26 protein-coding genes are annotated in these 25,855 nt (G+C 62.9%); 14 read left to right on the top strand and 12 right to left on the bottom strand.

Annotated elements, in window-relative coordinates:
• Positions 1-189: 189 nt before the first annotated feature.
• Entirely contained in the window at positions 190-774 is a 585-nt protein-coding gene (locus ACFFP0_RS13080; protein WP_377261217.1) for a biliverdin-producing heme oxygenase, read from the bottom strand.
• Positions 775-963: 189 nt separating this feature from the next.
• On the opposite strand from ACFFP0_RS13080, the gene ACFFP0_RS13075 reads away from it, so the two are divergent.
• The 6 genes from ACFFP0_RS13075 to trmD all read left to right on the top strand — a co-directional run bounded on the left by ACFFP0_RS13075 (position 964) and on the right by trmD (position 5,542).
• Entirely contained in the window at positions 964-1,557 is a 594-nt protein-coding gene (locus ACFFP0_RS13075) for a hypothetical protein (RefSeq protein WP_377261215.1), read from the top strand.
• Positions 1,558-1,828: 271 nt separating this feature from the next.
• Complete coding sequence (gene ffh, locus ACFFP0_RS13070) at positions 1,829-3,406, top strand: signal recognition particle protein (RefSeq protein WP_377261213.1); 1,578 nt, start codon at positions 1,829-1,831, stop codon at positions 3,404-3,406.
• A gap of 12 nt (positions 3,407-3,418) precedes the next feature.
• On the top strand, positions 3,419-3,736 hold the full coding sequence (locus ACFFP0_RS13065; protein ID WP_377261211.1) for a chorismate mutase: 318 nt from the start codon (positions 3,419-3,421) through the stop codon (positions 3,734-3,736).
• A gap of 63 nt (positions 3,737-3,799) precedes the next feature.
• Positions 3,800-4,165, top strand: a complete 366-nt coding sequence (rpsP, locus tag ACFFP0_RS13060; protein ID WP_377261209.1) for a 30S ribosomal protein S16 — start codon at positions 3,800-3,802, stop codon at positions 4,163-4,165.
• 115 nt (positions 4,166-4,280) lie between these two features.
• A complete protein-coding gene (rimM, locus tag ACFFP0_RS13055; protein WP_377261207.1) occupies positions 4,281-4,847 on the top strand; it encodes a ribosome maturation factor RimM in 567 nt (188 codons plus the stop codon).
• The gene (gene trmD, locus ACFFP0_RS13050; RefSeq protein ID WP_377261204.1) at positions 4,847-5,542 is read left to right on the top strand and encodes a tRNA (guanosine(37)-N1)-methyltransferase TrmD; all 696 of its coding nucleotides are present in this window, start codon (positions 4,847-4,849) and stop codon (positions 5,540-5,542) included. Before rimM ends, trmD begins: the two co-directional genes overlap by 1 nt.
• Here trmD and ACFFP0_RS13045 read toward each other — a convergent pair.
• A complete protein-coding gene (locus tag ACFFP0_RS13045; protein ID WP_377261202.1) occupies positions 5,524-6,270 on the bottom strand; it encodes a sulfite exporter TauE/SafE family protein in 747 nt (248 codons plus the stop codon). The two genes, trmD and ACFFP0_RS13045, sit on opposite strands and share 19 nt — an antisense overlap.
• Before the next feature lie 258 nt (positions 6,271-6,528).
• On the opposite strand from ACFFP0_RS13045, the gene rplS reads away from it, so the two are divergent.
• Complete coding sequence (gene rplS / locus ACFFP0_RS13040; RefSeq protein ID WP_377261200.1) at positions 6,529-7,047, top strand: 50S ribosomal protein L19; 519 nt, start codon at positions 6,529-6,531, stop codon at positions 7,045-7,047.
• 69 nt (positions 7,048-7,116) lie between these two features.
• Here rplS and ACFFP0_RS13035 read toward each other — a convergent pair whose 3' ends face one another.
• Complete coding sequence (locus ACFFP0_RS13035) at positions 7,117-7,623, bottom strand: nuclear transport factor 2 family protein (protein ID WP_377261306.1); 507 nt, start codon at positions 7,621-7,623, stop codon at positions 7,117-7,119.
• A 258-nt stretch (positions 7,624-7,881) separates the two neighbouring features.
• On the opposite strand from ACFFP0_RS13035, the gene ACFFP0_RS13030 reads away from it, so the two are divergent.
• Together ACFFP0_RS13030 and ACFFP0_RS13025 are read left to right on the top strand one after the other, a co-directional pair.
• The gene (locus ACFFP0_RS13030; RefSeq protein WP_377261198.1) at positions 7,882-8,679 is read left to right on the top strand and encodes a transporter substrate-binding domain-containing protein; all 798 of its coding nucleotides are present in this window, start codon (positions 7,882-7,884) and stop codon (positions 8,677-8,679) included.
• 3 nt (positions 8,680-8,682) lie between these two features.
• Complete coding sequence (locus ACFFP0_RS13025) at positions 8,683-9,501, top strand: amino acid ABC transporter permease (protein ID WP_377261196.1); 819 nt, start codon at positions 8,683-8,685, stop codon at positions 9,499-9,501.
• Between the two features lie 10 nt (positions 9,502-9,511).
• On the opposite strand, the gene ppk2 is transcribed toward ACFFP0_RS13025, so the two are convergent.
• Positions 9,512-10,426 carry a polyphosphate kinase 2 gene (gene ppk2, locus ACFFP0_RS13020; protein WP_377261194.1) on the bottom strand — a complete coding sequence of 305 codons (915 nt, stop codon included), beginning with the start codon at positions 10,424-10,426 and terminating at the stop codon, positions 9,512-9,514.
• A 325-nt stretch (positions 10,427-10,751) separates the two neighbouring features.
• On the opposite strand from ppk2, the gene leuC reads away from it, so the two are divergent.
• Entirely contained in the window at positions 10,752-12,161 is a 1,410-nt protein-coding gene (gene leuC, locus ACFFP0_RS13015) for a 3-isopropylmalate dehydratase large subunit (protein WP_377261192.1), read from the top strand.
• A 140-nt stretch (positions 12,162-12,301) separates the two neighbouring features.
• Positions 12,302-12,847 (top strand): SixA phosphatase family protein, encoded by a 546-nt coding sequence (locus ACFFP0_RS13010; RefSeq protein WP_377261190.1) that lies wholly within the window; start codon positions 12,302-12,304, stop codon positions 12,845-12,847.
• A gap of 83 nt (positions 12,848-12,930) precedes the next feature.
• Here the strand turns inward: ACFFP0_RS13010 and ACFFP0_RS13005 are convergent, their stop codons facing one another.
• Together ACFFP0_RS13005 and ACFFP0_RS13000 are read right to left on the bottom strand one after the other, a co-directional pair.
• Positions 12,931-14,919 (bottom strand): PhoX family protein, encoded by a 1,989-nt coding sequence (locus tag ACFFP0_RS13005; protein ID WP_377261188.1) that lies wholly within the window; start codon positions 14,917-14,919, stop codon positions 12,931-12,933.
• 125 nt (positions 14,920-15,044) lie between these two features.
• Positions 15,045-15,599, bottom strand: coding sequence for a L,D-transpeptidase family protein (locus tag ACFFP0_RS13000; protein WP_377261186.1), 555 nt, complete (start codon positions 15,597-15,599; stop codon positions 15,045-15,047).
• 230 nt (positions 15,600-15,829) lie between these two features.
• Here ACFFP0_RS13000 and ACFFP0_RS12995 point away from each other — a divergent pair, with 230 nt between their 5' ends.
• Positions 15,830-16,513, top strand: a complete 684-nt coding sequence (locus ACFFP0_RS12995; protein ID WP_377261184.1) for a response regulator transcription factor — start codon at positions 15,830-15,832, stop codon at positions 16,511-16,513.
• 2 nt (positions 16,514-16,515) lie between these two features.
• Positions 16,516-16,971, top strand: coding sequence for a cyclic nucleotide-binding domain-containing protein (locus ACFFP0_RS12990; protein WP_377261181.1), 456 nt, complete (start codon positions 16,516-16,518; stop codon positions 16,969-16,971).
• An 86-nt stretch (positions 16,972-17,057) separates the two neighbouring features.
• On the opposite strand, the gene ACFFP0_RS12985 is transcribed toward ACFFP0_RS12990, so the two are convergent.
• The 6 genes from ACFFP0_RS12985 to tesB form a co-directional block, all read right to left on the bottom strand.
• The gene (locus tag ACFFP0_RS12985) at positions 17,058-17,861 is read right to left on the bottom strand and encodes an exodeoxyribonuclease III (protein WP_377261178.1); all 804 of its coding nucleotides are present in this window, start codon (positions 17,859-17,861) and stop codon (positions 17,058-17,060) included.
• 107 nt (positions 17,862-17,968) lie between these two features.
• Complete coding sequence (locus ACFFP0_RS12980; protein WP_377261176.1) at positions 17,969-18,625, bottom strand: outer membrane lipoprotein carrier protein LolA; 657 nt, start codon at positions 18,623-18,625, stop codon at positions 17,969-17,971.
• 75 nt (positions 18,626-18,700) lie between these two features.
• Positions 18,701-21,406 carry an FtsK/SpoIIIE family DNA translocase gene (locus ACFFP0_RS12975; RefSeq protein ID WP_377261173.1) on the bottom strand — a complete coding sequence of 902 codons (2,706 nt, stop codon included), beginning with the start codon at positions 21,404-21,406 and terminating at the stop codon, positions 18,701-18,703.
• A 247-nt stretch (positions 21,407-21,653) separates the two neighbouring features.
• A complete protein-coding gene (locus ACFFP0_RS12970; RefSeq protein ID WP_377261170.1) occupies positions 21,654-23,054 on the bottom strand; it encodes an ammonium transporter in 1,401 nt (466 codons plus the stop codon).
• A 31-nt stretch (positions 23,055-23,085) separates the two neighbouring features.
• Positions 23,086-23,436: a P-II family nitrogen regulator gene (locus ACFFP0_RS12965; protein WP_377261304.1), complete on the bottom strand. Its 351-nt coding sequence runs from the start codon at positions 23,434-23,436 to the stop codon at positions 23,086-23,088.
• A 210-nt stretch (positions 23,437-23,646) separates the two neighbouring features.
• On the bottom strand, positions 23,647-24,534 hold the full coding sequence (gene tesB / locus ACFFP0_RS12960; RefSeq protein ID WP_377261167.1) for an acyl-CoA thioesterase II: 888 nt from the start codon (positions 24,532-24,534) through the stop codon (positions 23,647-23,649).
• Between the two features lie 88 nt (positions 24,535-24,622).
• On the opposite strand from tesB, the gene ACFFP0_RS12955 reads away from it, so the two are divergent.
• Positions 24,623-25,837: a ubiquinone biosynthesis hydroxylase gene (locus ACFFP0_RS12955; RefSeq protein ID WP_377261164.1), complete on the top strand. Its 1,215-nt coding sequence runs from the start codon at positions 24,623-24,625 to the stop codon at positions 25,835-25,837.
• Positions 25,838-25,855 lie beyond the last annotated feature (18 nt).

The following is a 25,855-nucleotide window of genomic DNA, read 5'->3' as shown; positions in this document are numbered from 1 at the left end:
AATTGCACACTTCTCGGCGTATATGGCGGAATTGCATGAAAATTACCAGTGGCCGTGAATGCGCAAACCCGTCACCCGGCGACCTTTGCTTTTGGCGATCCCAAGGGCTTGGATGAAGGCAGGCCCGCCGCACCCTTTCGGGGCGGAGAGAACGGACGCGGCGAGCCGCCCCGCGACCTCCGTCCCGAATTATCCGAACACCTGCTCCACCAGCGCATGCACCCGATGGAAGGCCGCCTTCGCGCCTTCGGCAACCTCCACCTCGTCGGCCTTGGAAAGATCGAGCGCGTTGAACGCCGCGACGAACGTTCGCCAGTGCAGGCCGCGCCCTTCCGGATGCGGGGCAAGATGGCGGGCGCCGAATTCCGCCGAAAGGCCGAGCTTCGCCGCTTCCTTCAGGAGGAAGGCCGCGCCGAGAGTGGAGCCCTCGGCAACGTAAAGCCAGCCGAGCGCCGCCGGGCTCGTCCGCGGGGAAGCTTCGACGTGGGAGGCCGCCGGCATGACCCCGCTGATGTCTGCGATATCCTGGCGAAGGAGCGAAAGCCGGGCGCGGCCCGGAAGATCCGGCACCAGGCGACCCAGCAGCAGATCGTTATAGAGTGGATCGACATCCGCATGAAAACGGTGCTGGACATCCAGGAACAGGGCGTAGCGCTCGCGGCTATCGAAAGGTCCCGCTGCCATGATGCGTTTGTCGAGACGCTCGTGGGTGGCGTCGGTAATGGCCTTCAGGCGTTCAATCCGGGTTGGTGGCGCTTCGAGTTCGATTTGCATGATCAAGGTTCCGGATTCGTCAGAATTTGGCGATCTTCGCCGGTCATTTCACGGGTGGAGCCTCCGCGCGGGTCCATCCGCCACGGAAAATCTGTAGGGATTGCGGCATCCATCCGCAATAGCGCGCTTGCCGTTCGGGGAACCTGCCATAGGTAGGGTGAGCGTCGAATACAGAGACCCGGAGATTTCATGCCCGATATGAAGACAACCCTTCTTGCCGCAACGCTCGTTCTGATGACCCTTCCAATGACGGGTCGAGCCGAGGAACTGCCGGCACCCGTCCACGGCGTCACTTTCGAGGAATGGGCCTCGGCCAATGGCCGGCTCGCGAACAAGATGGATCGGGGCGAAGTCCTCAACGTCCTCCAGATCGACGACGCGGCCTTCGAGGAGGTGAACGAACATTTCCTCAGGGTGCTGAAAAACGGCAATCCGGCGGGTGAGACCTTCCGGGTCTATGGCACGGCGTTCGGAGATCCCAATCAGGGCCGTTTCAAGAATGCCGGCAAGCCGGTCGGGACGAAGAACAAGCTCGCCACCTTCGACGATTACGCGCGCGTGCAGGGCCACCTGCAAGCCGCGACGAAGGCGGGAATCGATCCGCAGAAAGTCCTCGATGAACACAACCTGACGCCCTACGAATATTCGCAGGAGGCAGGCAAATGGGTTCGCCAACTCGCCGAAAACGCCTCGAAGGAGAATGGCGCGGAGGCGACGCTGAAATGGAACAGCACGATTGAGGCTTATGAAGCGGAATACACCGCCCGATACGGACGGAAATGACGTCGTCCAGGGCCTGCCGGCTTCTGAAACGAGCGGGAAAGCGCAAAGCTCGGGTGCAAACTTGACTTTCCCGCCCTTTTCCTGTTTAAGCTCGGCGATCTGCTGACAAGTCGAGAACTTGGAGCCGCCGACCGGGGCCGACAGACCGAGCCCGGAGGTCAACACCCGACAGCGCGTTGCGCCCTCGGGTGCTTTTTGGCTTTGCGTCTTGTTTTCGTCGCAGAAAGACCCGACGTTTTGGGCACTCCGAAACGTCTAGAAGGAAGAAACGATGTTCGAAAGCCTCCAGGACCGTCTTGGCTCCATCTTGAGTGGACTGACCGGCCGTGGCGCATTGAGCGAGGCGGATGTCTCCGCCGCTCTGCGCGAGGTTCGCCGTGCGCTTCTGGAAGCGGACGTGGCGCTGGAAGTCGTGCGCTCCTTCACCGATCGGGTGCGGGAAAAAGCCGTCGGTGCGGAAGTCCTGAAGTCGATCAAGCCCGGCCAGATGGTCGTCAAGATCGTCCATGACGAACTCATCGAGATGCTCGGCTCCGAAGGCGTCGGCATCGACCTGCATGCTGTTGCTCCGGTCGTCATCATGATGGTCGGCCTGCAGGGTTCCGGTAAGACGACCACGACCGGCAAGATCGCCAAGCGGCTGACCGACCGCGAGAAGAAAAAGGTGCTGATGGCGTCGCTCGACACGCGCCGCCCGGCAGCCCAGGAACAGCTTCGCCAGCTGGGCGTCCAGACCGGCGTCGACACGCTGCCGATCGTCGCCGGCCAGTCGCCGACCGATATCGCCGCCCGCGCGGTGCAGGCGGCAAAGCTCGGCGGCCACGACGTCGTCATCCTCGATACCGCCGGCCGCACGCATATCGACGAGCCGCTGATGCAGGAGATGGCGGAGATCAAGCGGAAGTCCAATCCGCATGAAATCCTGCTCGTCGCCGATAGCTTGACCGGCCAGGACGCCGTCAATCTCGCCCGCAATTTCGACGAGCGCGTCGGCATCACCGGCCTCGTGCTGACCCGCATGGATGGCGACGGCCGCGGCGGCGCTGCCCTTTCCATGCGCGCCGTCACCGGCAAGCCGATCAAGCTCATCGGCACCGGCGAGAAGATGACGGAGATGGAGGAATTCCATCCCCGCCGCATCGCCGACCGCATTCTCGGCATGGGCGACATCGTCTCGCTGGTCGAGAAGGCCGCGGAGAACATCGACGCCGAAAAGGCGCGCGCCATGGCCGAGAAGATGGCCAAGGGCAAGTTCGACCTGAACGACCTCGCCGAACAGCTGAAGCAGATGAAATCGCTCGGCGGCATGGGCGGCATCATGGGCCTGATGCCGGGCATGAACGGCATGAAGGACAAGCTTGCCGCGGCCGGCATGAACGACAAGGTGTTCGACCGCCAGCTCGCCATCATCTCCTCGATGACCAGGGCCGAGCGCGCCAATCCGGATATCCTGAAGCACAGCCGCAAGAAGCGCATCGCCGCCGGTTCCGGCACGGATGCCTCCGACATCAACAAGCTTCTGAAAATGCACCGCCAGATGGCCGACATGATGAAAATGATGGGCGGCAAGGGCAAGGGCGGCATGATGAAGCAGATGATGGGCGGCCTCGCTTCGAAGATGGGCCTCGGCGGCATGGGGGGAATGGGCGGCATGCCCGATCTTTCCAAGCTCGACCCGAAGCAGATCGAGGCACTGCAGAAGCAGGCGGAAGCCGCTGGCCTTAAGCCCGGCTCGATGCCGGGCCTCCCGGGCGGCGGAATGGATGGCCTGCCGGGTCTGGGTGGCGGCAAGCTGCCTGGTCTCGGCGGCGGGTTCCCAGGTCTTCCCGGCCTGCCCAAGAAGAAGTAAGGGAGGAGATTCGTGGTTGATCCAGAAGTGAAAGCCAGGCTCGCAAGCTACCGCCAGTCGATCGACAACATCGACGCGGCGCTCGTGTACATGCTGGCGGAGCGTTTTCGCTGCACCAAGGAAGTGGGCTTCCTGAAGGCCCAGTACGACCTGCCGCCGGCCGACCCGGCGCGCGAGGAATACCAGATCGAGCGCCTTCGCCACCTGGCGAAGGAGGCGCATCTGGACCCGGATTTCGCCGAGAAGTTCCTGAACTTCGTCATCAAGGAAGTCATCCGGCATCATGAAGCGATCGCCGCCGAACACGGCGGCACGAAAGAAACTGCCTGAAACACGTCGAAGAACCAGCCCGCCTGATGGCGGCCTCAAGAAAAACCTCAAGGAGTAAGTGAAATGTCCCTGAAAATTCGTCTCGCCCGCGGCGGCTCCAAGAAGCGTCCGTATTACCACATCGTCGTTGCCGACGCCCGTTCGCCCCGCGACGGCCGCTTCCTCGAAAAGCTCGGCGCCTGGAACCCGATGCTGGCCAAGGACGACGCCAAGCGCATCGAACTGAACGCCGAGCGCATCCAGGAATGGATCGCCAAGGGCGCCCAGCCGACCGACCGCGTTCTCCGCTTCCTCGCCGAAGCCGGCATTGCGCAGCGCGAAGCCAAGAACAACCCGGAAAAGGCAAAGCCGGGCAAGAAGGCCCAGGAGCGCGCCGCCGAGAAGGCCCAGAAGGCTGCCGACGCTGCAGCGGCTGCCGCCGAAGCATAAGCTTGCCACGATTCCTTTGTGGCAACGGGCGGCGTGGCGACGCGCCGCCCGTTTTGCTGTTTGCATTTCTCCGTGTTCCGCTTAAATGAGGCGCGACACAACCGGAACAAACCGCATGCCGAAACTCGAAAACCCTGTTCTGATGGCGACCATCGGCGCTGCCCAAGGCTTGCGGGGCGAGGTGCGCGTAAAATCCTATACGGCCGATCCGACGGCGCTCGGCGACTATGGCAATTTGCACGGCGAAGATGGCCGGACCTTCGAGATCCTCGAAATCCGCGAGGCGAAAAACGTCGTGGTGGTCCGCTTCCGCGGCATCAACGACCGGAACGCCGCAGAGGCGCTGAACGGGATCGACCTCTACATAGACAGGGACAACCTGCCAGACGAGGAGCTGGAGGACGACGAGTTCTATTATGCCGACCTCGAGGGCCTCGAAGCGGTCGATCAGGACGGCAAGAGCTACGGCACCGTGAGCGCGGTCTATGATTTCGGCGCAGGCGACCTCCTGGAGCTCAAGGGTCCCGGCCGCCGCCCAGCCCTCATTCCCTTTTCCGAAGCCGCGGTGCTGGAGATCGACCTCGAAGGCGGCCGGATTCTCATCGACCCCGAAGCCGCAGGCTTGACCGGAAGCCCGGAGGATGACGGCCCGGCGCCGAGCTTCCCCCGCAAGGGCAAGTGATGACCTTCCGCGCCACGATCCTGACGCTCTACCCGGAAATGTTTCCCGGGCATCTCGGGCTTTCGCTCGCCGGCAAGGCGCTGGAGCGCGGGCAATGGTCGCTCGATACCGTGCAGATCCGCGATTTCGCCGAGGACAGGCACCGCACGGTGGACGACACGCCCGCGGGCGGCGGCGCCGGCATGGTGCTGAAGCCGGATATTCTGGCGAAGGCGATCGATCATGTCTCGACCGAAGACAACCGGCCGCGCCTGCTGATGAGCCCGCGCGGGAAGCCGCTGACCCAGCAAAGGGTGCGCGAACTCGCAACGGGAGACGGCGTGGTGATCGTCTGCGGCCGGTTCGAAGGCGTCGACCAGCGGGTGATCGATGCGCGCAACCTCGAAGAGGTTTCGATCGGCGACTATATTCTTTCGGGCGGCGAGCCCGCGGCGCTGACGCTGCTCGACGCCGTCATCCGCATCCTGCCGGGCGTCATGGGCAACGCGCTTTCCGGCACGCATGAAAGTTTCGAGGACGGGCTGCTCGAACATCCGCAGTATACGCGGCCGCAGGTCTTCGAGGGCCGGGAGATCCCGGCCGTGCTCACCTCGGGCAATCACGCGGCGATCGACAGATGGCGGCTGGAGGAAGCACGGAAACTGACGGCCAAGCGCCGGCCGGACCTTCTTTCCGATCAGCCGGTCACGAAGTAGTAGACCGTCAGCGCCACGCCCACCGCCACGACACACCAGCGCAGGACCGCCTGCGGCACTCGCCGCGCCATCCATACGCCGGCATAACCGCCGAGCGCGCCGGCCGGTATCATGACCAGCGCCTCCGGCCAGGCGATCACGCCGCCGCCGACGAAGACGATGATGGCGACCGCGGCGATCAGCACCGCCAGCAGGTTCTTCAGCGCATTGAGATGATGATAGGTGCCGCCGGTCGTGATGCCCAGCACGGCCAGCATCATGATGCCCATTCCGGCGCCGAAGAAGCCGCCATAGATCGACGTCAGGAATTGCCCGATGGTGCAGGCCGGCGAATTCGCCGACCGCTCGGCGGAGTTCTTCGGCTTCAGCCAGGGGCCGGCGGCGAATACGGCCGTCGCGGCGGCAAGCAGCCAGGGCACGATCTCCCGGAAGGAGGGATTGTCGAGCGACAGAAGCAGGAAAGCCCCGGCGAAAGCGCCGACGACCGAGACGACGGCGAGCACGAGCGCGCTGCGCCAGCGATGGGAGATTTCATCCCAATAGGCGATGGTCGAGGTGATATAGCCCGGAAACTGCACGATCGACGAGGTGGCGTTGGCCGAAATCGGCGGAATGCCGGCAAGGGTCATGGCGCCGAATGTCAGGAACGTGCCTCCGCCCGCAATGGCGTTCACCGCACCGGACAGAAAGCCGGCGGCCGCCAGCAGCGCTATCATTGTGATTGTCATGATGTTTCCTCATCCCCGCCACTACATATCCGTTTCGCCACAGGGCGGCAACGGCGGCGTTTTCGTCACAAAATCGCAATCAACGGGATGACAAGCGGGCCGGTTTCGTGTAATGGCGCACCCGGAAATGGGAAATCTCCCGTCGACCAGAACCAAAGAACGACGAATCCGCTCTGCCGAACAGGCAAATCCCGAGGCTTTGACCAAGGGTATCGATGAGCGCGCTGGCTGTTTCAAAAGAACCAAAGGTTTGAGACAATGAACATCATTCAGCAGCTTGAGGCCGAACAGGTCGCCAAGATCGAAGCAAAGCGCACCCTTCCCGAATTCTCTCCGGGCGACACCGTCCGTGTCAACGTCCGCGTCACGGAAGGCAACCGTACCCGCATACAGGCCTATGAAGGCGTCTGCATCGCCCGCTCCGGCGGCGGCCTGCACGAAAGCTTCACCGTCCGCAAGATCTCCTACGGCGAAGGCGTCGAGCGCGTATTCCCGGTCTACTCCCCGCTCGTCGAAAGCGTGGAAGTCGTCCGCCGCGGTAAGGTCCGCCGCGCCAAGCTCTACTACCTGCGCGATCGTCGCGGCAAGTCAGCTCGTATCGTCGAGAACACCGGCACCCGCGCCCGCAAGCTGAACGAAGCCGAGCGTCAGGCCGCTGCCGACGAGAAGGCACGTATCGAGGCTGAGAAGGTCGCAGCCGCCCAGGCTCTGGCCGCCGAAAAGGCAGCAGCGGAAGCTGCAGAAGCAGCCAAGGCTGCGGAAGCTTCTGCCGAATAAGCTTCGGACAGGATCATCGAAAAGGCGGCTTTTCAGCCGCCTTTTTTTGTTTGATGCGGAACGTGCCGCTCAGTTCCTGACGGCGGGGTCCCAATGCTCGTCCGCCTTCCCGTCCACGAACCGCCAAGTATCGTACCAGGTGGTCGTATAGGTCCTGGACGAATCCTTCGGATCTTGCATCTGGCGCACATAACCGACAGTGACGAGATCGCCTTCGGCCGTGACGAAGGCGACGGGCGTTTTCATCTTGTCCGGTATGGGGCCTGGCTGCCGCTTCAGGATCTCGGTGAAATAGCGCACGACGCCGGCACGCCCCGAGGCGGCATTCGGATTGTGCTGGATATAGCGCTCCGTCAGATACTGGTCCGCCTTGTCCCAGTGGTTTGCTTCGAGAAGGTCGCGAACGATCCGGTAGGCAACCTGCTTGTTTGCGTGCAGCCGCGGGTCCGGACTGGTGAAAAGCGCTTCCGCATCCGCCGCCGCGACGACGGGCTCCTGTGCAAAGGACGGCACGGCAATGCCGGCAACCGTTCCGGCCACGGTCAGGATCAGCGCCATATAGTGCGATGTCCGCATCACGGAAATCCTCCAATCTTTTGGTCTCTTCAGGCGGGGCGACCATAGGAGGCGGGAGGCGGGCGCGAAAGAAGGCAGTTTTCGCGCCCTTGGTTCCCCGAAGGGAACCAGCCTCGGTTCAGGCGGCCACAGGCTTTCCGGCACAACCACCAATCCGTCGCGGCAGGCAACGCACGCCTGGATGGGCGCCAATTCGCGGCTTGCCAATCGGCGGAAATTCGTGAGAGTCGGAAGAACCGCTTTTTTGAGGAGTGTTCCATGCCCGTCCGCCGCACCGTCCTCGCCGGCCTTGCCGCGCTCGTTTTCGCTCCGGCCGCCAGTCTCGCGGACGGCCTCCCGGACCTCAAGGGCCGCACGGTGGTGGTGGTGACGGAAAACGCCTATCCCCCGCTTCAGTTCGTCGACCCGAAATCCGGCCGGGCGATCGGCTGGGAATATGATGCGATGAACGAGATCGCCAAACGGCTGAACGCCAAGGTCGAATACCAGAACACGAGCTGGGACGCGATGATCCAGGCGGTCTCCGATGGCCAGTACGACATTGGCATGACCGGCATCACCATCAAGGACGATCGGAAGGAGAAGGTGGATTTCTCCACCCCCTACATGCGCTCGCAGCAGCTCATGCTGGTACGTGGCGACGAGAAGCGCTTCACGGACGCCAGGAGCTTTGCCGGCATTGAAAACGGACTGATCGGCGCACAGCCGGGAACGAGTCCGTTCTACACCGCCGTCTACGAGGTTCTCGATGGCAACGAACAGAACCCACGCATCAAGCTCTTCGAGACCTTCGGCGCGACGGTGCAGGCGCTGAAGGCCGGCGATGTCGACCTGGTGCTGACCGACAGCGTTGCCGGCGAAGGTTATGTGAAGGCTTCCGGTGGTTCGCTCAAGATCGTCGGCGAACCGCTCGGCACGGAGGACTTCGGCTTCATCTTCAAGAAGGGGTCGGACCTCGTTGCGCCTGTGAACGCGGCGATAGCGGCGCTCAGGGCCGATGGCATGCTCGAGGCCCTGAACAGGAAATGGTTCCTCGACTACAAGATGGGTCAGTAGGGAATGGCGCCTCCGCGCCGGAAGACCGCGGACCCCGGGGATTTCCCGTGGTGGCTTTTCGCCTTCGGGGTGCTTTCCGCAGGGCTTGCGGCCGTCATCGCCGTCAACGACCTCTATGCGCAGGTTTTCGGCGTCGTCGTGCAGGGCATCGGCATCACCGTTGGCGTGACGCTTGCGGCCTTCGGGCTCGCGACGGCGCTGGGGCTGGCGATCGCGCTGGCTGGCCTGTCGGGCAACATCGTCTTGCGACAGGCTGCGCGTTTCTACGTCGAACTGATCCGCGGCATCCCGATCCTGGTCCTGCTCTTCTATATCGCCTTCGTCGGCGCACCCGCCTTCGTGGCGCTTTACAACTGGGCGCTTTCACCGCTCATCGAGCGGGGCTGGGTCGAGGAGCTCCTCGTCCGCGACGTCTCGCTGCTCTGGCGGGCGGTGATCGCGCTGACGATCGGTTACGCCTCCTTCATCGCCGAAATCTTCCGCGCCGGCTTCCAGTCGGTGGACGAGGGCCAGATCGAGGCGGCCAAGGCGCTCGGCTTCACGCGTTTCCAGCGCTTCCGGCTGATCGTCTTCCCGCAGGCGATGCGCGTGATCTTCCCGCCGCTCTCCAACGATTTCGTTTCGATGGTGAAGGACTCCTCGCTCGTCTCCGTGCTCGGCGTGGCCGACATCACGCAGATGGCCAAGGTCTATGCGGCAGGCTCGTTCCGCTTCTTCGAGACCTATTCGATCGTCACCTACATCTATCTGCTGCTGACGATCGGCCTGTCGCTTGCGCTTCGCGGCCTCGAAAGCCGGATGCGCAAGCGAACGGAACGATGACGATCAGGCCTCAGTAGACTTCCGGCACATGCATTTCCGGCGGCACCGGATGGCGGGCATAATCCTCGTGGCGAACGCGGTCCGGCAGTGTGATCGGCTCCTTCGGCACTGTTTCGTACGGCACCTGAGACAGGAGATGCGCGATCATGTTGAGCCGCGCCTTCTTCTTGTCGACCGCCTGCACGACCCACCAGGGCGCTTCCGGAATATGGGTGTACTGAAGCATCTCTTCCTTGGCCTTGGTATATTCCTCCCAGTGGACGCGGCTCTGCAGGTCCATGGGGGAGAGCTTCCACTGCTTCAGCGGGTCGTGGATACGCATCTTGAAGCGGAATTCCTGCTCCTCGTCGGTGATCGAGAACCAGTACTTCAGGAGGATGATGCCGGAGCGGACGAGCATGCGTTCGAATTCCGGCACGGAGCGGAAGAACTCCTCCAGCTCGTCCGGCGAGCAGAAGCCCATGACGCGCTCGACACCGGCGCGATTGTACCAGGACCGGTCGAACAGGACCATTTCGCCGGCGGAGGGCAGGTGCGGCACGTAACGCTGGAAATACCACTGGTGCCGCTCGCGCTCCGTGGGCGCCGGAAGCGCGACCACGCGGCAGACACGCGGATTGAGGCGCTGGGTGACGCGCTTGATCGCACCGCCCTTGCCGGCCGAATCCCGGCCTTCGAAGATCACCACCATCTTGAGCTTCTTGTACTGGACCCAGTCCTGCAGGCGGACCAGCTCATGCTGCAGCCTGAAGAGCTCGCGGAAATAGAGCTTGCGGTCGAGCGTCTGCTCGGCGGGGCCCGACATGCCCTCGGCGACGAGCTCGTCGAGCTGATCCTCCTCCATCTGCAATTCCAGCTCTTCATCGAAGCTGTCGGCGATCTCGTCCTTGATGCGGCTGAGTTGTTCGTGAATGGGTTCAGACATGACGGCGTTCCTCGCGTTTGAGACGCCAGATGAAGCACGTTTCAGCGAAGACTTTATGACAGTGATGCGACAGATCGGTTGCGAAGCAATCCCGTTGCCGAATTTGTCGAAAACTGATATTTGAGCCGCCATGGGATCGAAATTCGGATGTCTCGCGAACCATGTCGTCGTGCTGCAGGATCACAAGCGCCTGCCGGCACGCTTCTTCGCGCGGGTTTCCGGGGCGCTTTGCGACCGACTTGGCTGACCTGGTTCAGCATCTTCGGCAGCCGGCGGCTGCCGGCCACCAATCCCTTGTTCCATTCAGCTAAAACGGATAGCAGCCATGAGCGCACCCCGCACCCTCTACGACAAGATCTGGGACGACCACGTCGTTTCCGAGGACGAGAACGGCACCTGTCTTCTCTATATCGACCGTCACCTCGTGCACGAGGTGACGTCGCCGCAAGCCTTCGAAGGCCTGCGCATGGCCGGCCGCAAGGTCCGCGCCCCGGAAAAAACGCTGGCCGTCGTCGACCACAACGTGCCGACCACAGCCGACCGGCATGAGGGCATCAAGAATGAGGAAAGCCGCATCCAGGTCGAGGCGCTCGCCCAGAACGCCAAGGATTTCGGCGTCGAATATTATTCCGAAAAGGATATTCGCCAAGGCATCGTCCATATCGTCGGGCCTGAACAGGGCTTCACCCTGCCGGGCATGACCATCGTCTGCGGCGACAGCCACACCTCCACGCACGGCGCTTTCGGCGCGCTGGCGCACGGTATCGGCACGTCCGAGGTCGAGCACGTCCTCGCCACCCAGACGCTGGTGCAGAAGAAGGCGAAGAACATGCTGGTGCGCGTCGACGGCCAGCTTCCGCCGGGCGTCACCGCCAAGGACATCATCCTCGCCATCATCGGCGAGATCGGCACCGCCGGCGGCACCGGCCACGTCATCGAATTCGCCGGGGAGGCGATCCGCTCGCTCTCCATGGAAGGCCGCATGACGGTCTGCAACATGACGATCGAAGGCGGCGCCCGCGCCGGCCTGATCGCCCCGGACGAGACGACCTTCGAATACATCAAGGACAAGCCCCGCGCGCCGAAGGGCAAGGCGTGGGACATGGCCCTCGACTACTGGAAGACGCTGAAGACGGACGAAGGCGCGCATTTCGACAAGGTGGTCGTGCTCGACGCCGCCAACCTGCCGCCGATCGTCTCCTGGGGTTCCTCGCCGGAAGACGTCGTTTCCGTTCAGGGCGCCGTTCCGAACCCGGACGATATCCAGGACGAGACGAAGCGCGCCTCCAAGTGGCGTGCGCTGGAATACATGGGCCTGAAGCCGGGCACCCGGATGACCGATATCGCGGTGGACCGCGTCTTCATCGGCTCCTGCACCAACGGCCGCATCGAGGATCTGCGCGCAGCCGCAAAGGTCGTCGAAGGAAAGAAGGTGGCTTCGACCGTTTCCGCCATGATCGTTCCGGGTTCGGGGATCGTGAAGGAACAGGCGGAAGCCGAGGGCCTGGACAAGATCTTCAAGGAGGCCGGCTTCGAATGGCGCGAGCCGGGCTGTTCCATGTGCCTTGCCATGAACGACGACCGGCTGAAGCCGGGCGAGCGCTGTGCCTCCACCTCGAACCGCAACTTCGAGGGCCGCCAGGGCTACAAGGGCCGCACCCATCTCGTCTCGCCAACCATGGCTGCCGCGGCAGCGGTCGCCGGCCACTTCGTCGATATCCGCGACTGGAAGTAACCCGCTTCCGCCGGATATTCCCCGATGCCGTCCGTTCCGCGGGCGGCATTTTTGTTGCAGAATGACTGGTCTCGCGGTTGTCCGGCGACGATCCGCCCGGATCGCAGCATGCTGCATCGCTTCTGGAGAAAGTATCCGCCATGTCCGCCAAACCGAAGAAGAAAGACAGGGCAGGCCGCCGGCTGATTCTCCTGCGGCATGCCAAATCCGCATGGCCGGAGGGCGTGGCGGACGAGGAGCGCCCCCTTGCCCCGCGAGGCCGGAAGGCCGCTCCGCTGATGGGCGACTATATGGCTCGCGAACGGCTTGTCCCCGATCTCGGGCTGGTCTCCCCCGCACGGCGCACGCAGGAGACATGGGCGCTGGTCCGGGACAAGCTGCCCGGACGAGTGGACGTGCGCGATCACGCCGGCCTCTACGAGGCGTCCGGGGCGCAAATCCTCGACGTTCTGGCCGAGGTCGAAGCCGCTTGCCGCAATCTGCTGATCATCGGGCACAATCCCGGCCTTCAGGAACTTGCGCTTCTGCTCTCCGATACGGGAAACGCCGATACCCGGCAGAAGATAGCCGAAAAATACCCGACCGCAGGGCTTGTCGTGATCGATTTCGACACCGCAGACTGGCAGGGGGTCGGCGAGGGATCGGGCCGGTTGGAACGGTTCGTCACCCCGCGTTCCCTTGAGTGAAGGAAGACGACGCGCGACAGCTTCCAAGTGGATGAAAGGCCCCGCCGATTGCAGCGGGGCCTCCTGTTTTCAGGGATTGCGCGTCAGACCGCGATCTTGCCGCCGCCGATCTTGGTGATCGCCACGACCGCGGGGCGGACCGGTATGTCGTCCTTGAAATCCGGCCAGCGGGTGGAAAGATCCTCGTAGTAGGACGGGCGGCCATGGCCCGACCAGTCTTCGCCGCCATCACCCGGATGCTGGACGGCGACGAAGGCCGTTTCATCGTCGGGCGTGAACAGCGGGCCGCACATTTCCGCGCCGACCGGCACGCGGAAGAACAGCTTCGACGTCGCGCGGGCCGCGCCCTCCGTATCGACGGCCCAGAGCCCGTCGGTGCGGCCGGTGGCCTTGTTGCTGTTGCCGTCCGTCGAGACCCAAAGGCGGCCCGCCGAATCGACGGCACAGTTGTCCGGCATGCCGAACCAGCCGTTCTTGGTCGTCTCGGTCGAGAAAGAGGCGCCGACGGCGGCAACCGACGGATCGCCGCATTTCAGCAGCACTTCCCACTTGCCGCTCGTGGCTGTGAAGTCGCCGCCGTCTTCGGCAATCTCGATGATGTGGCCGAAAGCATTTTCCGCGCGCGGGTTGGCGGCGTCCACCTGATCCGCCTTGCGGCGGGAGTTGTTAGTGAGCATGACATAGACCTTGCCGTTGATGCCGTTCGGCTGCACGTCTTCCGGGCGGTCCATCTTCGTCGCCCCGAGCAGGTCGCCCGCGCGCCGGGTCTCGATCAACACGTCCGCTTGGCTGGCAAAGCCGTTTTCCGCCGTCAGCGGCCCCTGGCCATGGATCAGCGGCAGCCACTGCATCGTGCCGTCTTCGCCGAACTTGGCGACATAAAGCGTACCGGCGTCGAGCAGGTTCAGGTTCGCGGCGCGATCGTTGGCATTGTAGGTGCCGTCGGTCACGAACTTGTAGACGTAGTCGAAGCGCTCGTCATCGCCGAGATAGAAGACCACCTTGCCGTTCCGGGCCACGATAGACTCGGCACCTTCGTGCTTGGTGCGGCCGAGGGCCGTACGTTTCTTCGGCGTGGACGTTGGGTCCATGACATCCACCTCGACGATCCAGCCGAAGCGGTTCGGCTCGTTCGGCTCCTTGGCGAGATCATAGCGGTCGTAGAAATTCGCCCACTCGTAACCGCCTTCCGGAACGCCGTAGCGCTTGTAGTTGGCGGCTTCCTTGTGCCCCTCCGGCAGCTTGCCCGAGAAGTAACCGTGGAAGTTCTCTTCGGCCATGATGTAGGTGCCCCAGGGGGTCACCCCGCCGGCACAGTTGTTGAGGGTGCCGATGACGCGGGTGCCTGCCGCGTCGGCGGAGGTCTTCACGCGATCATGCCCTGCAACCGGTCCGGAAAGCTGCATCTCGGTCGTGGAGGTGATGCGGCGGTTGTAGCGCCCATCGGGAACGACCTGCCATTTGCCGCCGACCTTGCGGATTTCGACGATCGTGCCGCCATGCGCGGCCATCTCCACGTCGACCTGATCCTTGCTGAGCGCGCCCTGCTTGACCTTGCCTTCGGCGATGGTGACGAGGCCGGGGAACATCAGGTGAGGGTTGGTGTATTCGTGGTTGACGACGAGCAGGCCGTGTTCGGAGGAGCCTTCCAGCGGAATGAAGCCGACATAGTCGTTGTTGTAGCCGAACTGGCGGACCTGGGCTGCGGCGGTCTGGTTCTTCGGATCGAAGGCCGGCGAGTCCGCGAAGATCGCATCGCCCCAGCGCAGCAGGATATCCGCATCATAGCCTTCGGCCACATGGTGATTGGCATCGACCCCCGCCTCGACTTCCGGGAAGGAGAAGGCGGAACCGCCTGCGGCACGGGCTTCCTCCGCGCTCATCAGCGCCACGGGGCCGACGGTTGCGGCAATCGCCGAAACAGCCAGCGATCCCTGAAGAAAATTGCGGCGCGAGAAGCGCTTGCTGATGATCTCACCCATCGTCGGGTTGACGCTGGAGTTATGTCCGTCGCCATCGGCGTCTTCGAGTTGGGTCGTGGGGAATATCTTCTGGGAAAGATGTTCGGTCATCGGGACTATCTCCAAGGTTGTAAACTGGCCTAATTTTCTCTTCTTTTAGAGCCGTTCTAAACCTAGAGATGCTGTATTACGGTTTTGCGACATCCGGAGACCGCCACGGCTGCCCATGGCAGCCTTCAACGGATTTTGAACACCATCCCCGCCCGCAGGAAACGGATGAGCTGGAGCATGTCGCGCAGGCTCACCGCGATGCAGCCGGCCGTCGGCTGGTAGCCCGGCTTGATGAGATGGAAAAAGATTGCCGAACCTCCATGCCGGCGGCGTGAACGGATGTTCCAATCAAGCACGATGCAGATGTCATAGAGCCCGTCGGCCCGCATCATCTCCTCGTGGCTTGGCCGGAACGGCGCCCTGACGAGGCGATTGTAGGCTGGATGTTCCGGCTGGTCGCACCAGAGCATGTCCTTGCGAATGCGACGGATCGGCAGCGCCGTCGGCGGCAGGCGGACCCGCTCGCCGCGCACGAAGCCGTAGAGAACGGGCATGGCCGCGACGGGCGTGGCGCCGTCTCCTTCCCTCTTGAAGGCGCTCGTACCGGAACGGCCGAGCGCCGCGCGGACAGTGATGCCGCCGAATGAAACGATGCCCTGCCTGCGGTCGCGCGGCGCAGTCCTGACGGTGATCGCATTGGGATGGTGGCGCGAGCCGTGAAAACGCTGCATTTTTCTCACAAGTTTTTGCTTTGAATATGATTTCGTTTGAATTCATAGCACATTGGAGCGCCGAGCGGCCCTATGGATGCGCAACGGATGCTCTAACTTATTGAATCTAGGCATCGTACTTCCGAAAATCGATTTCGATTCTCGAGCCGATGCTGTAGGGATTGAGGACGAAGGCCCTGATCGCGTTTGGCTGCAGAATTGCAGGCCATCAACGCGGGCAGCAAGAGAAAGGCTTCAGGATGGCAGCGCGTACGATACTCCTTGTGGACGACGACGACGACCTGCGCGAGACTCTGGTCGAGCAACTGTCGTTTTACGACGAATTTTCGATCCTGCAGGAGGCCAATGCCGCCAAGGCGCTGCAAACCGCCAAGAATACCCAGATCGACCTCCTGATCATGGATGTCGGCCTGCCGGACATGGATGGCCGCGAAGCGGTGAAACTGCTTCGCAAGAACGGCTTCAAGGCGCCGATCATCATGCTGACCGGCCACGATACCGATTCCGACACGATCCTCGGGCTGGAAGCCGGCGCCAACGACTATGTCACGAAGCCGTTCCGCTTCGCCGTGCTGCTCGCCCGCATCCGCGCCCAGCTTCGCCAGTACGAGCAGAGCGAGGACGCCACCTTCACCGTCGGCCCCTATCTCTTCAAGCCGAGCCAGAAGCTGCTCACCACCGAGGACGGCAAGAAGATCCGGCTCACGGAGAAGGAAGCGGCGATCATCCGCTATCTCTACCGCGCCGGCCAGAAGGTCGTCACGCGCGATGTATTGCTGGAGGAAGTCTGGGGCTACAATTCCGGCGTCACCACCCACACGCTGGAAACCCACGTCTACCGCCTTCGCCAGAAGATCGAGCGCGACCCGTCCAGTGCCGAAATCCTGGTTACCGAAAACGGCGGTTACAAGATCGTTCCCTGACCATGTCGCTGACCGAAGATATCCGCCTGCTGACCCAGGTCCCGCTTTTCAGGGACATGAACGACGACCAGCTTCGCCTCGTCGCCTTCGGCGCCGAGCATCGGCCTGTGGTTACCGGCCAGGAACTCTTTCGGGAAAGGTCGCCGGCGGAATCGGCATTCATCGTCGCACGAGGCCGTTTCGAACTGCTGACCGCCGACCGCAATGGCGAAATGAAGGTACAGGCGACCGTCGGGCCGGGCACGCTTCTGTCCGAACTCGCACTGGTCACCATGGTCGAACGGAAGTTCACGGCGATAGCGGTCGAGGATTCCGAAGCCCTGAAAATCAGCCGGTCGCTGTTCTATCGCCTGCTGGAGGAATATCCCGAGGTCGGCCGCATGATCGAAAGCCGCATTCGCGACAATATCTCGACCCTCGCCAAGGCCGCGGCTGCGATGGGGCACAGGTTCGCGTAACCTCTTGCCCCCAGACCACACCTCTTCCCCGCCGCGGGAAGATGTCCCGGCCAGGCGGATGAGAGGTGGAAGCGCGCCCTTGAATGTCAGAACTTGAACACGGCCGTCACCGGCACATGGTCGGAAGGCTGGTTCCAGCCGCGGGCTTCCTTCAGCACCTCGATGCGATCCAGGAACGGCCCGAGATCGGGTGACGACCAGATATGATCGAGCCGGCGCCCCTTGTCCGCCGCTTCCCAGTCCTTGGCGCGATAACTCCACCAGGTATAGATCTTCGCCGGCTCCGGCGTGTGCTGCCGCATGAGGTCGAGCCAGCCGCCCCGGGCGATGACGTCCTTGAGGCCTTCGGTCTCGACCGGAGTATGGCTGACGATCTTCAGGAGCTGCTTGTGCGACCAGACATCGTGCTCCAGCGGCGCGATGTTGAGATCCCCGACGAGGATCGATGAAATGCCGGGCATCGCGTCCGCCTTCAGCGCCTTCATCTCCTCGACGAAATCGAGCTTGTGGCCGAATTTCGGATTGACCGTCCGGTCTGGCTCGTCGCCGCCGGCCGGAACATAGAAGTTATGCACACGGATGCGCCGCGAACCGCGCTCGACGATCGCTGAAATGTGCCGCGCGTCGCCGACGCCGCAATAGTTCTGCCGGTGGTCCTCGGCGAGCGGGATCTTCGAGGCGATCGCAACGCCGTGATAACCCTTCTGGCCGTGGATGATGATGTATTGGTAGCCCAGGTCCTTCAGCGGCTGCAGCGGAAATTCCGGCTCCTGGCACTTGATCTCCTGCAGGCAGAGGATATCCGGCTTGTGGCGGACGAGGAACTGCTCGACGATCGGCATGCGCAGCCGGACGGAGTTGATGTTCCAGGTGGCGATGGAAAATGTCATGATTGAACCTCGACGTGTCGCCGAGGTTTAGGAAATTTTTCAGGCGCTGAGAAGCAAAAAGGGCCGCCGCGACGGACAGCCCTTTCACATTGGTGAACCGGAGAAGATTACATCTTCCGCACGTCGTCATAGGGGATGGTGAAGACCCTCTCGTCGAAATTCACGCCGTTCTGGACATTGTAGATCATCACCGACGTGTCCTTGTTCTGGGCATCGGTGATCGTCCACTGGCGCAGGTCATAGGTCTTCGAATCGAACATCATGGTGATGGTCGAATCACCGAAGACGGTCTTGTTGCCGAGAACGATGGTGGTGAGGTCCGTTTCCTCGCGGACATCGCGGACCATCTGGTTGCCGAGATCGATGCGCTCGGCCAGCAGCAGGCTGAGCGGCGTCTTGGAAAGCGGGTAGATATCCCATGTCTTGAGCTTCAGGTTGCCGATCACCACGTTCCTGCCATCGGCGATGACACGGATCGGCGACGGGTTCTCGAAGTTGAAGCGCAGCTTGCCCGGCCGCTCGATGTAGAACTTGCCGCCGGTCTGCTCGCCGCGCGGGCCGAACTGCACGAATTCGCCCATCATGGTTTTGACCGAGGAAAAGTGGTCGGCGATCTTCTGCGCCGCGGCGGAGGGCACGCTCTGGGCGAAGGCCGGGGCAGGCGCGAACGCTGCAGCCGCAAGACCCACGAGCCCGAGCGAAAACTGCCTGCGGCCGATCGCATGGGAACGGGAATCTGAAAGGATGGATTTTTCGTTCTTCATTCTGGTCTCCTTCCCTCTATTCCTCCGTGCGAAAGGCGGCGTCTTGATGGCCGCCTTTCTTTTATCACGAAAGCCTTACCGGTCGAGGACATCGCCTTCCGTGGGCACGAGGATTTCACGCTTGCCCGCATGGTTGGCCGGCCCGATCAGCCCTTCCTGCTCCATCCGCTCGATCAGCGATGCGGCGCGGTTGTAGCCGATGCCGAGACGGCGCTGGATATAGGATGTAGACGCCTTGCCGTCGCGCAGCACGATCGCCACCGCCTGATCGTATGGATCTTCCGAATCAGCGAGATTCGACGTGCCCGCCGGGCCGCCGCCCGCGCCGCCGTCCTCGTCGTCATCGGCCGTGATCGCATCGAGATATTGGGGCGCTCCTTGCGTTTTCAAGTAGGACACGATCTCCTCGACCTCGATGTCGGACACGAACGGGCCGTGGACACGCTGGATGCGCCCGCCGCCCGCCATATAGAGCATGTCGCCCATGCCGAGGAGCTGTTCGGCCCCCTGCTCGCCGAGAATGGTGCGGCTGTCGATCTTCGACGTGACCTGGAAGGAGATGCGGGTCGGGAAGTTGGCCTTGATCGTGCCGGTGATGACGTCGACCGAGGGGCGCTGGGTCGCCATGATGACGTGGATACCGGCCGCACGCGCCATCTGCGCCAGGCGCTGCACAGCGCCTTCGATATCCTTGCCGGCGACCATCATGAGGTCGGCCATCTCGTCGATGATCACGACGATATAAGGGATCGGCGCGAGATCGAATTCCTCCGTCTCGTAGATCGCCTCGCCGGTCTGTCGGTCGAAACCGGTCTGCACGGTGCGGGTGAGGATCTCGCCCTTCTCGATCGCCTGCTCGACGCGGCTGTTGAAGCCGTCGATGTTCCGGACACCGATCTTCGACATCTTCTTGTAGCGCTCTTCCATCTCGCGGACGGTCCATTTGAGCGCGACGACGGCCTTCTTCGGATCGGTGACAACAGGGGAAAGCAGATGCGGAATGCCGTCGTAGACGGAGAGTTCGAGCATCTTCGGATCGATCATGATCAGACGGCACTTCTCCGGCGTATAACGATAGAGAAGCGACAGGATCATCGTGTTGATGGCGACCGACTTGCCCGAACCGGTCGTGCCGGCGACGAGCAGATGCGGCATCTTGGCGAGGTCTGCGACCACAGGCTCGCCGCCGATCGTCTTGCCGAGCGCCATGGCGAGCTTCGCCTTGCTGGTTTCGAAATCCTTGCTGCCGATCATCTCGCGCAGATAGACGGTTTCGCGGGTGCGGTTCGGCAGTTCGATGCCGATCGCATTGCGACCCGGCACGACGGCGACGCGGGCGGCAATCGCGCTCATCGAACGGGCGATGTCGTCCGCAAGGCCGATGACACGAGAGGACTTGATACCCGGAGCGGGCTCCAGTTCATAAAGCGTGACGACCGGACCGGGCCGGACATGGATGATCTCGCCCTTGACGCCGAAATCCTCCAGCACGCCTTCCAGGAGGCGGGCGTTCTGCTCCAGCGCGTCGGCGGAAAGCGATGTGTCGCGGGCGACCGCTTTCGGTTCGTTGAGAAGATGCACGGAAGGAAGCTGGAAACCTTCCGGGGAGATGAACGACGTCTGGGCTTCGCGGGCGAGACGGGCGCTGGGCCTGGGCGGCGCGGCGGCCGGCGCGACACGCGGCTGGGCGCGGCCGCCTGCGGGCTGCGGCGCGCGGGAGGTGACGAACGGCGCATCATCGTCGTCATCGTCATCCGCGAGAATACCGGCCGGACGCGGAGGCATGTCATCCACGCCGAACGGCGGATCGTCGTCGTAGTCATCGTCGTCATGGGCGGAAATCGGCGGGGCTGCCACGATCCTGCGCGAGCCGGCAGCGCGTGCCGCCGGACCGTCGAGGGACGGTTCCAGACGGTGGCCGGCAACGGCTGAAGGCGCCTTCGCGCGGACAGGCTCGTTCAGCGTTCCGAATTCGTCGTCGTTGAAATCATAGGGCTGGTCGAAGCCGACATGGGCGCGCGGCTTAACGCCGGCAAGCCGGCGCAGGCGCGCCTGGGCGATATACCAGTAATGCGCAAGCGCACCGAATGCGAGGAAACCGGCAAATCCGCCTTCCTCGTCGTCCTCGTCGTCGGCATCTTCCCGCTGGGGACGCGCCTTCGCGGCAGCCACCGGCCGGTCGTCGTCCTCGGCATCCTCCTCGAAAGCCTCGCCCACGAGGCCGGAGGCAAACAGCATGAGCCAGATGCAGGGAAGCGTGAAGATGCAGCCGAGTACGATCGCCACCATGCCGGTTGGATAGGCTCCGACGAAAAGCGCGGGGAACCTCAGGATCATGTCCCCGATCACCCCGCCGATGCCGTTCGGGATCGGCCATGTGGGCGGCGCTGGAAAGCAGCCGAGCGTCGCGGAAGCAAGCAGCGTGCCGCCGCCCCAGGCGGCGAGCCGGGCCGGGATGCGATCGTATCTGCGGCCCGAGATCAGCGCCAGCGCGAAAGCCAGCACCGGCAGCAACGCCACGATGCTGGCAAGGCCGAGGAACTGCATCATCAGGTCGGCGAAAGCCGCGCCGGGAAAGCCGAGTATGTTGGTGGGAGCGTTGTCGGTCGCGTAGGAGAAGCTCGGATCGGCGACGTTCCATGTGGCGAGCGCCGCCACCGCGAGCGCCAGCGCCGCAAAGAGGCCGAAACCGGCAAGTGCGAGTGCCTGCCTCCACACGAAGGCGGTCAGCACCAAGCGGGTGGACCGGTTTGCCATAGCCGCCGAACTGCTTCTGCCCATCGTATGTGTCCGCTGTCCTTGGAACGCAACCCTTCACGCGAATCGGCAGACCGCCGGCCGATTCACACAACTCCGGCAGAGAGTAGCGTGACGATGGTTAATGTGGCTTTAACCGCGATGCATATCCGAAAGCCTGAAAACACGAACAAAAAAAGCCCGGCGCGAACGCCGGGCCAATGCAGCTTCCCATGGGAGGCTGCGACGGGACTGAAAGCGCCGGGGACGATGCGCCGGCGCAAACTCGGGCTTACGAGTGGTAAGCGGCTTCGCCGTGGGTCGCGAGGTCGAGGCCCTCGCGCTCGGCTTCGACCGTGACGCGCAGGCCGACGATGAGGTCGACGACCTTGTAGAGGATCGCTGAACCGATACCCGACCACAGAAGCGTGACGACGACACCCTTGAGCTGCGCCCAGACCTGGGTGGCCGTGCCAGCATAGGAAGCGGCGAAATCGGCGGTCGAATAGTCGACGATGCCGGCACCGCCGAGAGCGGGATTGACGAACACGCCGGTCAGGATCGCGCCGATGATGCCGCCGATGCCGTGGACGCCGAAGACGTCCGCCGTATCGTCATAACCGAACTTGTTCTTCACGGTCGAAACGAAGAAGTAGCAGACCGGAGAAACGATCAGGCCCATGATGATGGCGCCCATCGGTCCGACGAAACCGGCGGCCGGGGTGATGACGACGAGTCCGGCGACGGCGCCAGAGGCGGCACCCAGCATGGATGCCTTGCCGCGGGCGAAGGTCTCGACGATCGACCAGGAAATGACGGCGGCAGCGGTCGCGACGAAGGTGTTGATCATCGCGAGAGCGGCATAGGCATTGGCTTCGAGGTTGGAGCCGGCGTTGAAGCCGAACCAGCCGACCCACAGCAGGGAGGCGCCGACCATGGTGAGCGTCATGGAGTGCGGGGCCATCATGTCCTTGCCGAAACCGGTGCGCTTGCCGACCATGATGGCGCCGACCAGACCGGCGATGCCGGCATTGATGTGAACGACCGTGCCGCCGGCGAAATCGATGGCGCCGAAGCCGAAGATAAGGCCGGTCGGGCCGTCATAGGCGCTCGGGCCACCCCAGAACCACACCATGTGAGCCATCGGGAAATAGATGAAGGTGAGCCACAGGATCGTGAAGAGGATCACGGCCGAGAACTTGATGCGCTCGGCGAAAGCGCCGATGATCAGCGCGGGCGTGATCGCGGCGAACGTCATCTGGAAGCAGACGAAGGCCAGTTCGGGAATGGCCGCACCCTTGGTGAAGCTTTCCGAAAGCGTCGTGGTGTCGACACCGGCGAGGAACATCTTGGAGAAGCCGCCGACGAAGCTGTTCAGCGAACCGCCATCTGTAAAGGCCAGCGAATAACCGTAGGTGACCCAGACGACCATGGCCACGGCGGCGATCATCATGACCTGCATCAGCACGGAGAGCATGTTCTTGGTGCGGACAAGACCACCGTAGAACAGCGCCAAGCCGGGAACGATCATCAGAAGGACGAGAATGGCAGAAATCAGCATCCAGGTCGTGTCGCCCTTGTCGACCGTCATGGCCGGCGCAGCAGCATCCTGCGCAAAGGCGACGACGGGCGCGAACAGTGCCGCAGTCGTGGCGCCCAAACGTCCCAAAATAGAAAACCTGTTGAATTGCATAGCTAAAAAACTCCCCTGTCAGCCGTGCTTATTAGAGCGCTTCTGTGTTGGTTTCGCCGGTACGGATGCGCACGGCCTGTTCGATCGAATAAACGAAAATCTTGCCATCGCCGATCTGGCCGGTCTTGGCGGCCGAGGCGATCGCTTCCACCGCCTTGTCGACGAGATCGGAGGGGACGGCGACCTCAATCTTCAGCTTCGGCAGAAAACTCACGGCATATTCGGTGCCGCGATAGATTTCGGTGTGTCCCTTCTGGCGCCCGTAACCTTTGACTTCGGTGACGGTCAGGCCCTGGATACCGACAGCCGTGAGGGCTTCGCGCACCTCATCCAGCTTGAACGGCTTGATAATGGCCATCACGATTTTCATCTGGCTTCCCATCCTTTGTTTGTCTTCGGCGTAAAAGGCCGACTCTCCTGATCGCTGGCAGATCATGACAACGACTGGCTAGTTACATTCAAAGGGCGTGCCAGATTCGAATAAGGCTATAAGTTATTGAAATATAAAAGCTTGTAAAAGCGGCCTTAAGAAACGGGCATTTGAATGGCGCAAAGGCGGTCAAAATTTGTGCAAATTTTGAAAAATGCACAATTATCGTTCATTTGCCTTTTTCCGAATCAGTCCTTCCTGTGCGACGGAAGCAATCAGCGTGCCGGAACGGCTATAAATGCTTCCGCGCGTCATGCCGCGGGCGCCGGAAGCGCTCGGGCTGTCCTGCGTGTAAAGCAGCCAGTCGTCGAACGGAAAGGGCCGGTGAAACCACATGGCATGATCCAGGCTCGCAGCCTGGAGCGCCGGGTCGAAAATCGAAATGCCGTGCGGATAAAGGGAAGCGTCGAGCAGGGTCATGTCGGAAAGCCAAGCCAGCACCGCCGCCTGATAATGCCGGTCGGCCGGCACCGCGCCGACGGTGCGGACCCAGATATCCTGGCGCGGCTCGAGCTTGTCCCTGGTCAGGTAGTGAAGAAGCGATGTCGGCCGCACCTCGATCGGCCGCTCCCGGTCCCAATACCGCCGGACCGATTCCGGCGCATGCTCCAGGAAGAGCGCCTTGAATTCCTTCTCTCCCATCAGGTCTTCCGGCTGGGTGACGGAGGGCATGTCTATCTGGTGTTCGTACCCCTCCTCCTCGACCTGGAAGGAGGCGGACATGGAAAAGATCGCCTTGCCGTGCTGCACCGCCACGACCCGCCTCGTCGTGAAGCTTGACCCGTCGCGGATACGCTCCACCTGATAGAGGATCGGCACGGCGGGATCGCCCGGCCGCATGAAATAGGCATGCAGGGAGTGGACGAAACGATCGGCCTGAACGGTCCGCTGGGCAGCCATCAAGGCCTGGGCGATCACCTGGCCGCCGAAGACCCGCTGCCAGCCGACCTCCGGGCTCAGGCCGCGATAGAGGTTTTCCTCGAGCTTTTCGAGATCGAGCGTCGCGATCAGCTGGTCCATGGCGGACGAAGATTCGGTCTGGCGCGACATTATGACGGACTCCGGCAATAGGAAGCGGCTGCTCGATGGTCTATATGCATGACAGGATATTCTCAAGTCTCACGGGAGCTTAAGGCCAATGCTCGATATGCTGGTTGCAGGAGGCGGTTATGTGGGGCTCGCGATTGCGGTCGCGGTCAAACAGGCGGCCCCCCATTTGCAGGTCGAGGTGATCGAGGCAGCGCCGGCCGGCGCCTGGGAAAAGGATGAGCGCGCCTCCGCCATCATCGCGGCCGCGGCACGCATGCTCGAAGTGTTCGGCATCTGGAAGGAAATCGAGCCGGACGCGCAGCCGATCGCCAGGATGATCGTCACCGACAGCCGCACCTCCGATCCCGTAAGACCGGTCTTCCTGACATTCGACGGCGAGGTCGAGGAAGGCAAGCCCTTCGCCCATATGATACCGAACGTCTCGATCGTCAGGGCCTTGCGAGGCGCGGCCGAGCGTCTCGGCATCCCGATCCGGCACGGGCTTTCCGCCACAGGCTTCCAATCCGAAAGCACCCGCTGCACCGTATCCCTGTCCGATGGCTCCACCCAGGAGACCCGCCTGCTCGTGGCCTGCGACGGCGTGCGCTCCAGGCTCCGCGACATGGCCGGCATCAGGACCGTCAAATGGGATTACGGCCAATCGGGCATCGTTGCAACGGTCGCCCACGAACGGCCGCACGAAGGCGTCGCGGAAGAGCATTTCCTGCCCTCCGGCCCCTTCGCCATCCTGCCGCTCACCGGCAACCGCGCGTCGCTGGTCTGGACCGAGCGGACATCGGAAGCCGAGCGCCTGGTCGCATCCGACGATCTGGTGTTCGAAGAAGAGCTGCAGCGGCGCTTCGGCCACAAGCTCGGCGAATTGCGTCTGGTTGGCGGGCGGCGGGCCTTTCCGCTCGGCCTCACGCTTGCCCGCGCCTTCGTCGCGCCACGCTTCGCGCTGGCCGGCGACGCGGCGCACGGCATCCATCCGATTTCGGGTCAGGGGCTCAATCTCGGCTTCAAGGACGTCGCGGCGCTGGCCGAAACGGTGGTGGAGGGGGACCGCCTCGGCCTCGATATCGGCGCGCTCAACGTACTGGAACGCTACCAGTCCTGGCGGCGCTTCGATACGTTCCGCATGGGCGTGACCACCGACGTGCTGAACCGGCTGTTCTCGAACGACATCACCCCCATCCGCATCGCCCGCGACTTCGGTCTCGGCATCGTCGATCGCCTGCCGGGGCTCAAGACCTACTTCATCGACCAGGCAGCGGGGAAGACCGGTGAAGGCGGACCCAGGCTGCTGGCCGGCGAAGCGATCTAAGTTCGCCGAAAACCGCTC

It is taken from the genome of Neorhizobium puerariae (assembly GCF_042429745.1).
GTDB classification, from domain to species: Bacteria; Pseudomonadota; Alphaproteobacteria; order Rhizobiales; family Rhizobiaceae; genus Neorhizobium; species Neorhizobium puerariae.
Note: the sequence above shows the minus strand (reverse complement) of the source record. Positions and strands in the feature narration are given on the sequence as shown.

Coding starts and splice junctions, on each gene's coding strand:
- ACFFP0_RS13080 (WP_377261217.1), bottom strand. CDS start 774: ATGCAAATCGAACTCGAAGCGCCACCAACCCGGATTGAACGCCTGAAG.
- ACFFP0_RS13075 (WP_377261215.1), top strand. CDS start 964: ATGCCCGATATGAAGACAACCCTTCTTGCCGCAACGCTCGTTCTGATG.
- ffh (WP_377261213.1), top strand. CDS start 1,829: ATGTTCGAAAGCCTCCAGGACCGTCTTGGCTCCATCTTGAGTGGACTG.
- rpsP (WP_377261209.1), top strand. CDS start 3,800: ATGTCCCTGAAAATTCGTCTCGCCCGCGGCGGCTCCAAGAAGCGTCCG.
- rimM (WP_377261207.1), top strand. CDS start 4,281: ATGCCGAAACTCGAAAACCCTGTTCTGATGGCGACCATCGGCGCTGCC.
- trmD (WP_377261204.1), top strand. CDS start 4,847: ATGACCTTCCGCGCCACGATCCTGACGCTCTACCCGGAAATGTTTCCC.
- ACFFP0_RS13045 (WP_377261202.1), bottom strand. CDS start 6,270: ATGACAATCACAATGATAGCGCTGCTGGCGGCCGCCGGCTTTCTGTCC.
- rplS (WP_377261200.1), top strand. CDS start 6,529: ATGAACATCATTCAGCAGCTTGAGGCCGAACAGGTCGCCAAGATCGAA.
- ACFFP0_RS13035 (WP_377261306.1), bottom strand. CDS start 7,623: ATGCGGACATCGCACTATATGGCGCTGATCCTGACCGTGGCCGGAACG.
- ACFFP0_RS13030 (WP_377261198.1), top strand. CDS start 7,882: ATGCCCGTCCGCCGCACCGTCCTCGCCGGCCTTGCCGCGCTCGTTTTC.
- ACFFP0_RS13025 (WP_377261196.1), top strand. CDS start 8,683: ATGGCGCCTCCGCGCCGGAAGACCGCGGACCCCGGGGATTTCCCGTGG.
- ppk2 (WP_377261194.1), bottom strand. CDS start 10,426: ATGTCTGAACCCATTCACGAACAACTCAGCCGCATCAAGGACGAGATC.
- leuC (WP_377261192.1), top strand. CDS start 10,752: ATGAGCGCACCCCGCACCCTCTACGACAAGATCTGGGACGACCACGTC.
- ACFFP0_RS13010 (WP_377261190.1), top strand. CDS start 12,302: ATGTCCGCCAAACCGAAGAAGAAAGACAGGGCAGGCCGCCGGCTGATT.
- ACFFP0_RS13005 (WP_377261188.1), bottom strand. CDS start 14,919: ATGACCGAACATCTTTCCCAGAAGATATTCCCCACGACCCAACTCGAA.
- ACFFP0_RS12995 (WP_377261184.1), top strand. CDS start 15,830: ATGGCAGCGCGTACGATACTCCTTGTGGACGACGACGACGACCTGCGC.
- ACFFP0_RS12990 (WP_377261181.1), top strand. CDS start 16,516: ATGTCGCTGACCGAAGATATCCGCCTGCTGACCCAGGTCCCGCTTTTC.
- ACFFP0_RS12985 (WP_377261178.1), bottom strand. CDS start 17,861: ATGACATTTTCCATCGCCACCTGGAACATCAACTCCGTCCGGCTGCGC.
- ACFFP0_RS12980 (WP_377261176.1), bottom strand. CDS start 18,625: ATGAAGAACGAAAAATCCATCCTTTCAGATTCCCGTTCCCATGCGATC.
- ACFFP0_RS12975 (WP_377261173.1), bottom strand. CDS start 21,406: ATGGGCAGAAGCAGTTCGGCGGCTATGGCAAACCGGTCCACCCGCTTG.
- ACFFP0_RS12970 (WP_377261170.1), bottom strand. CDS start 23,054: ATGCAATTCAACAGGTTTTCTATTTTGGGACGTTTGGGCGCCACGACT.
- ACFFP0_RS12965 (WP_377261304.1), bottom strand. CDS start 23,436: ATGGGAAGCCAGATGAAAATCGTGATGGCCATTATCAAGCCGTTCAAG.
- tesB (WP_377261167.1), bottom strand. CDS start 24,534: ATGTCGCGCCAGACCGAATCTTCGTCCGCCATGGACCAGCTGATCGCG.
- ACFFP0_RS12955 (WP_377261164.1), top strand. CDS start 24,623: ATGCTCGATATGCTGGTTGCAGGAGGCGGTTATGTGGGGCTCGCGATT.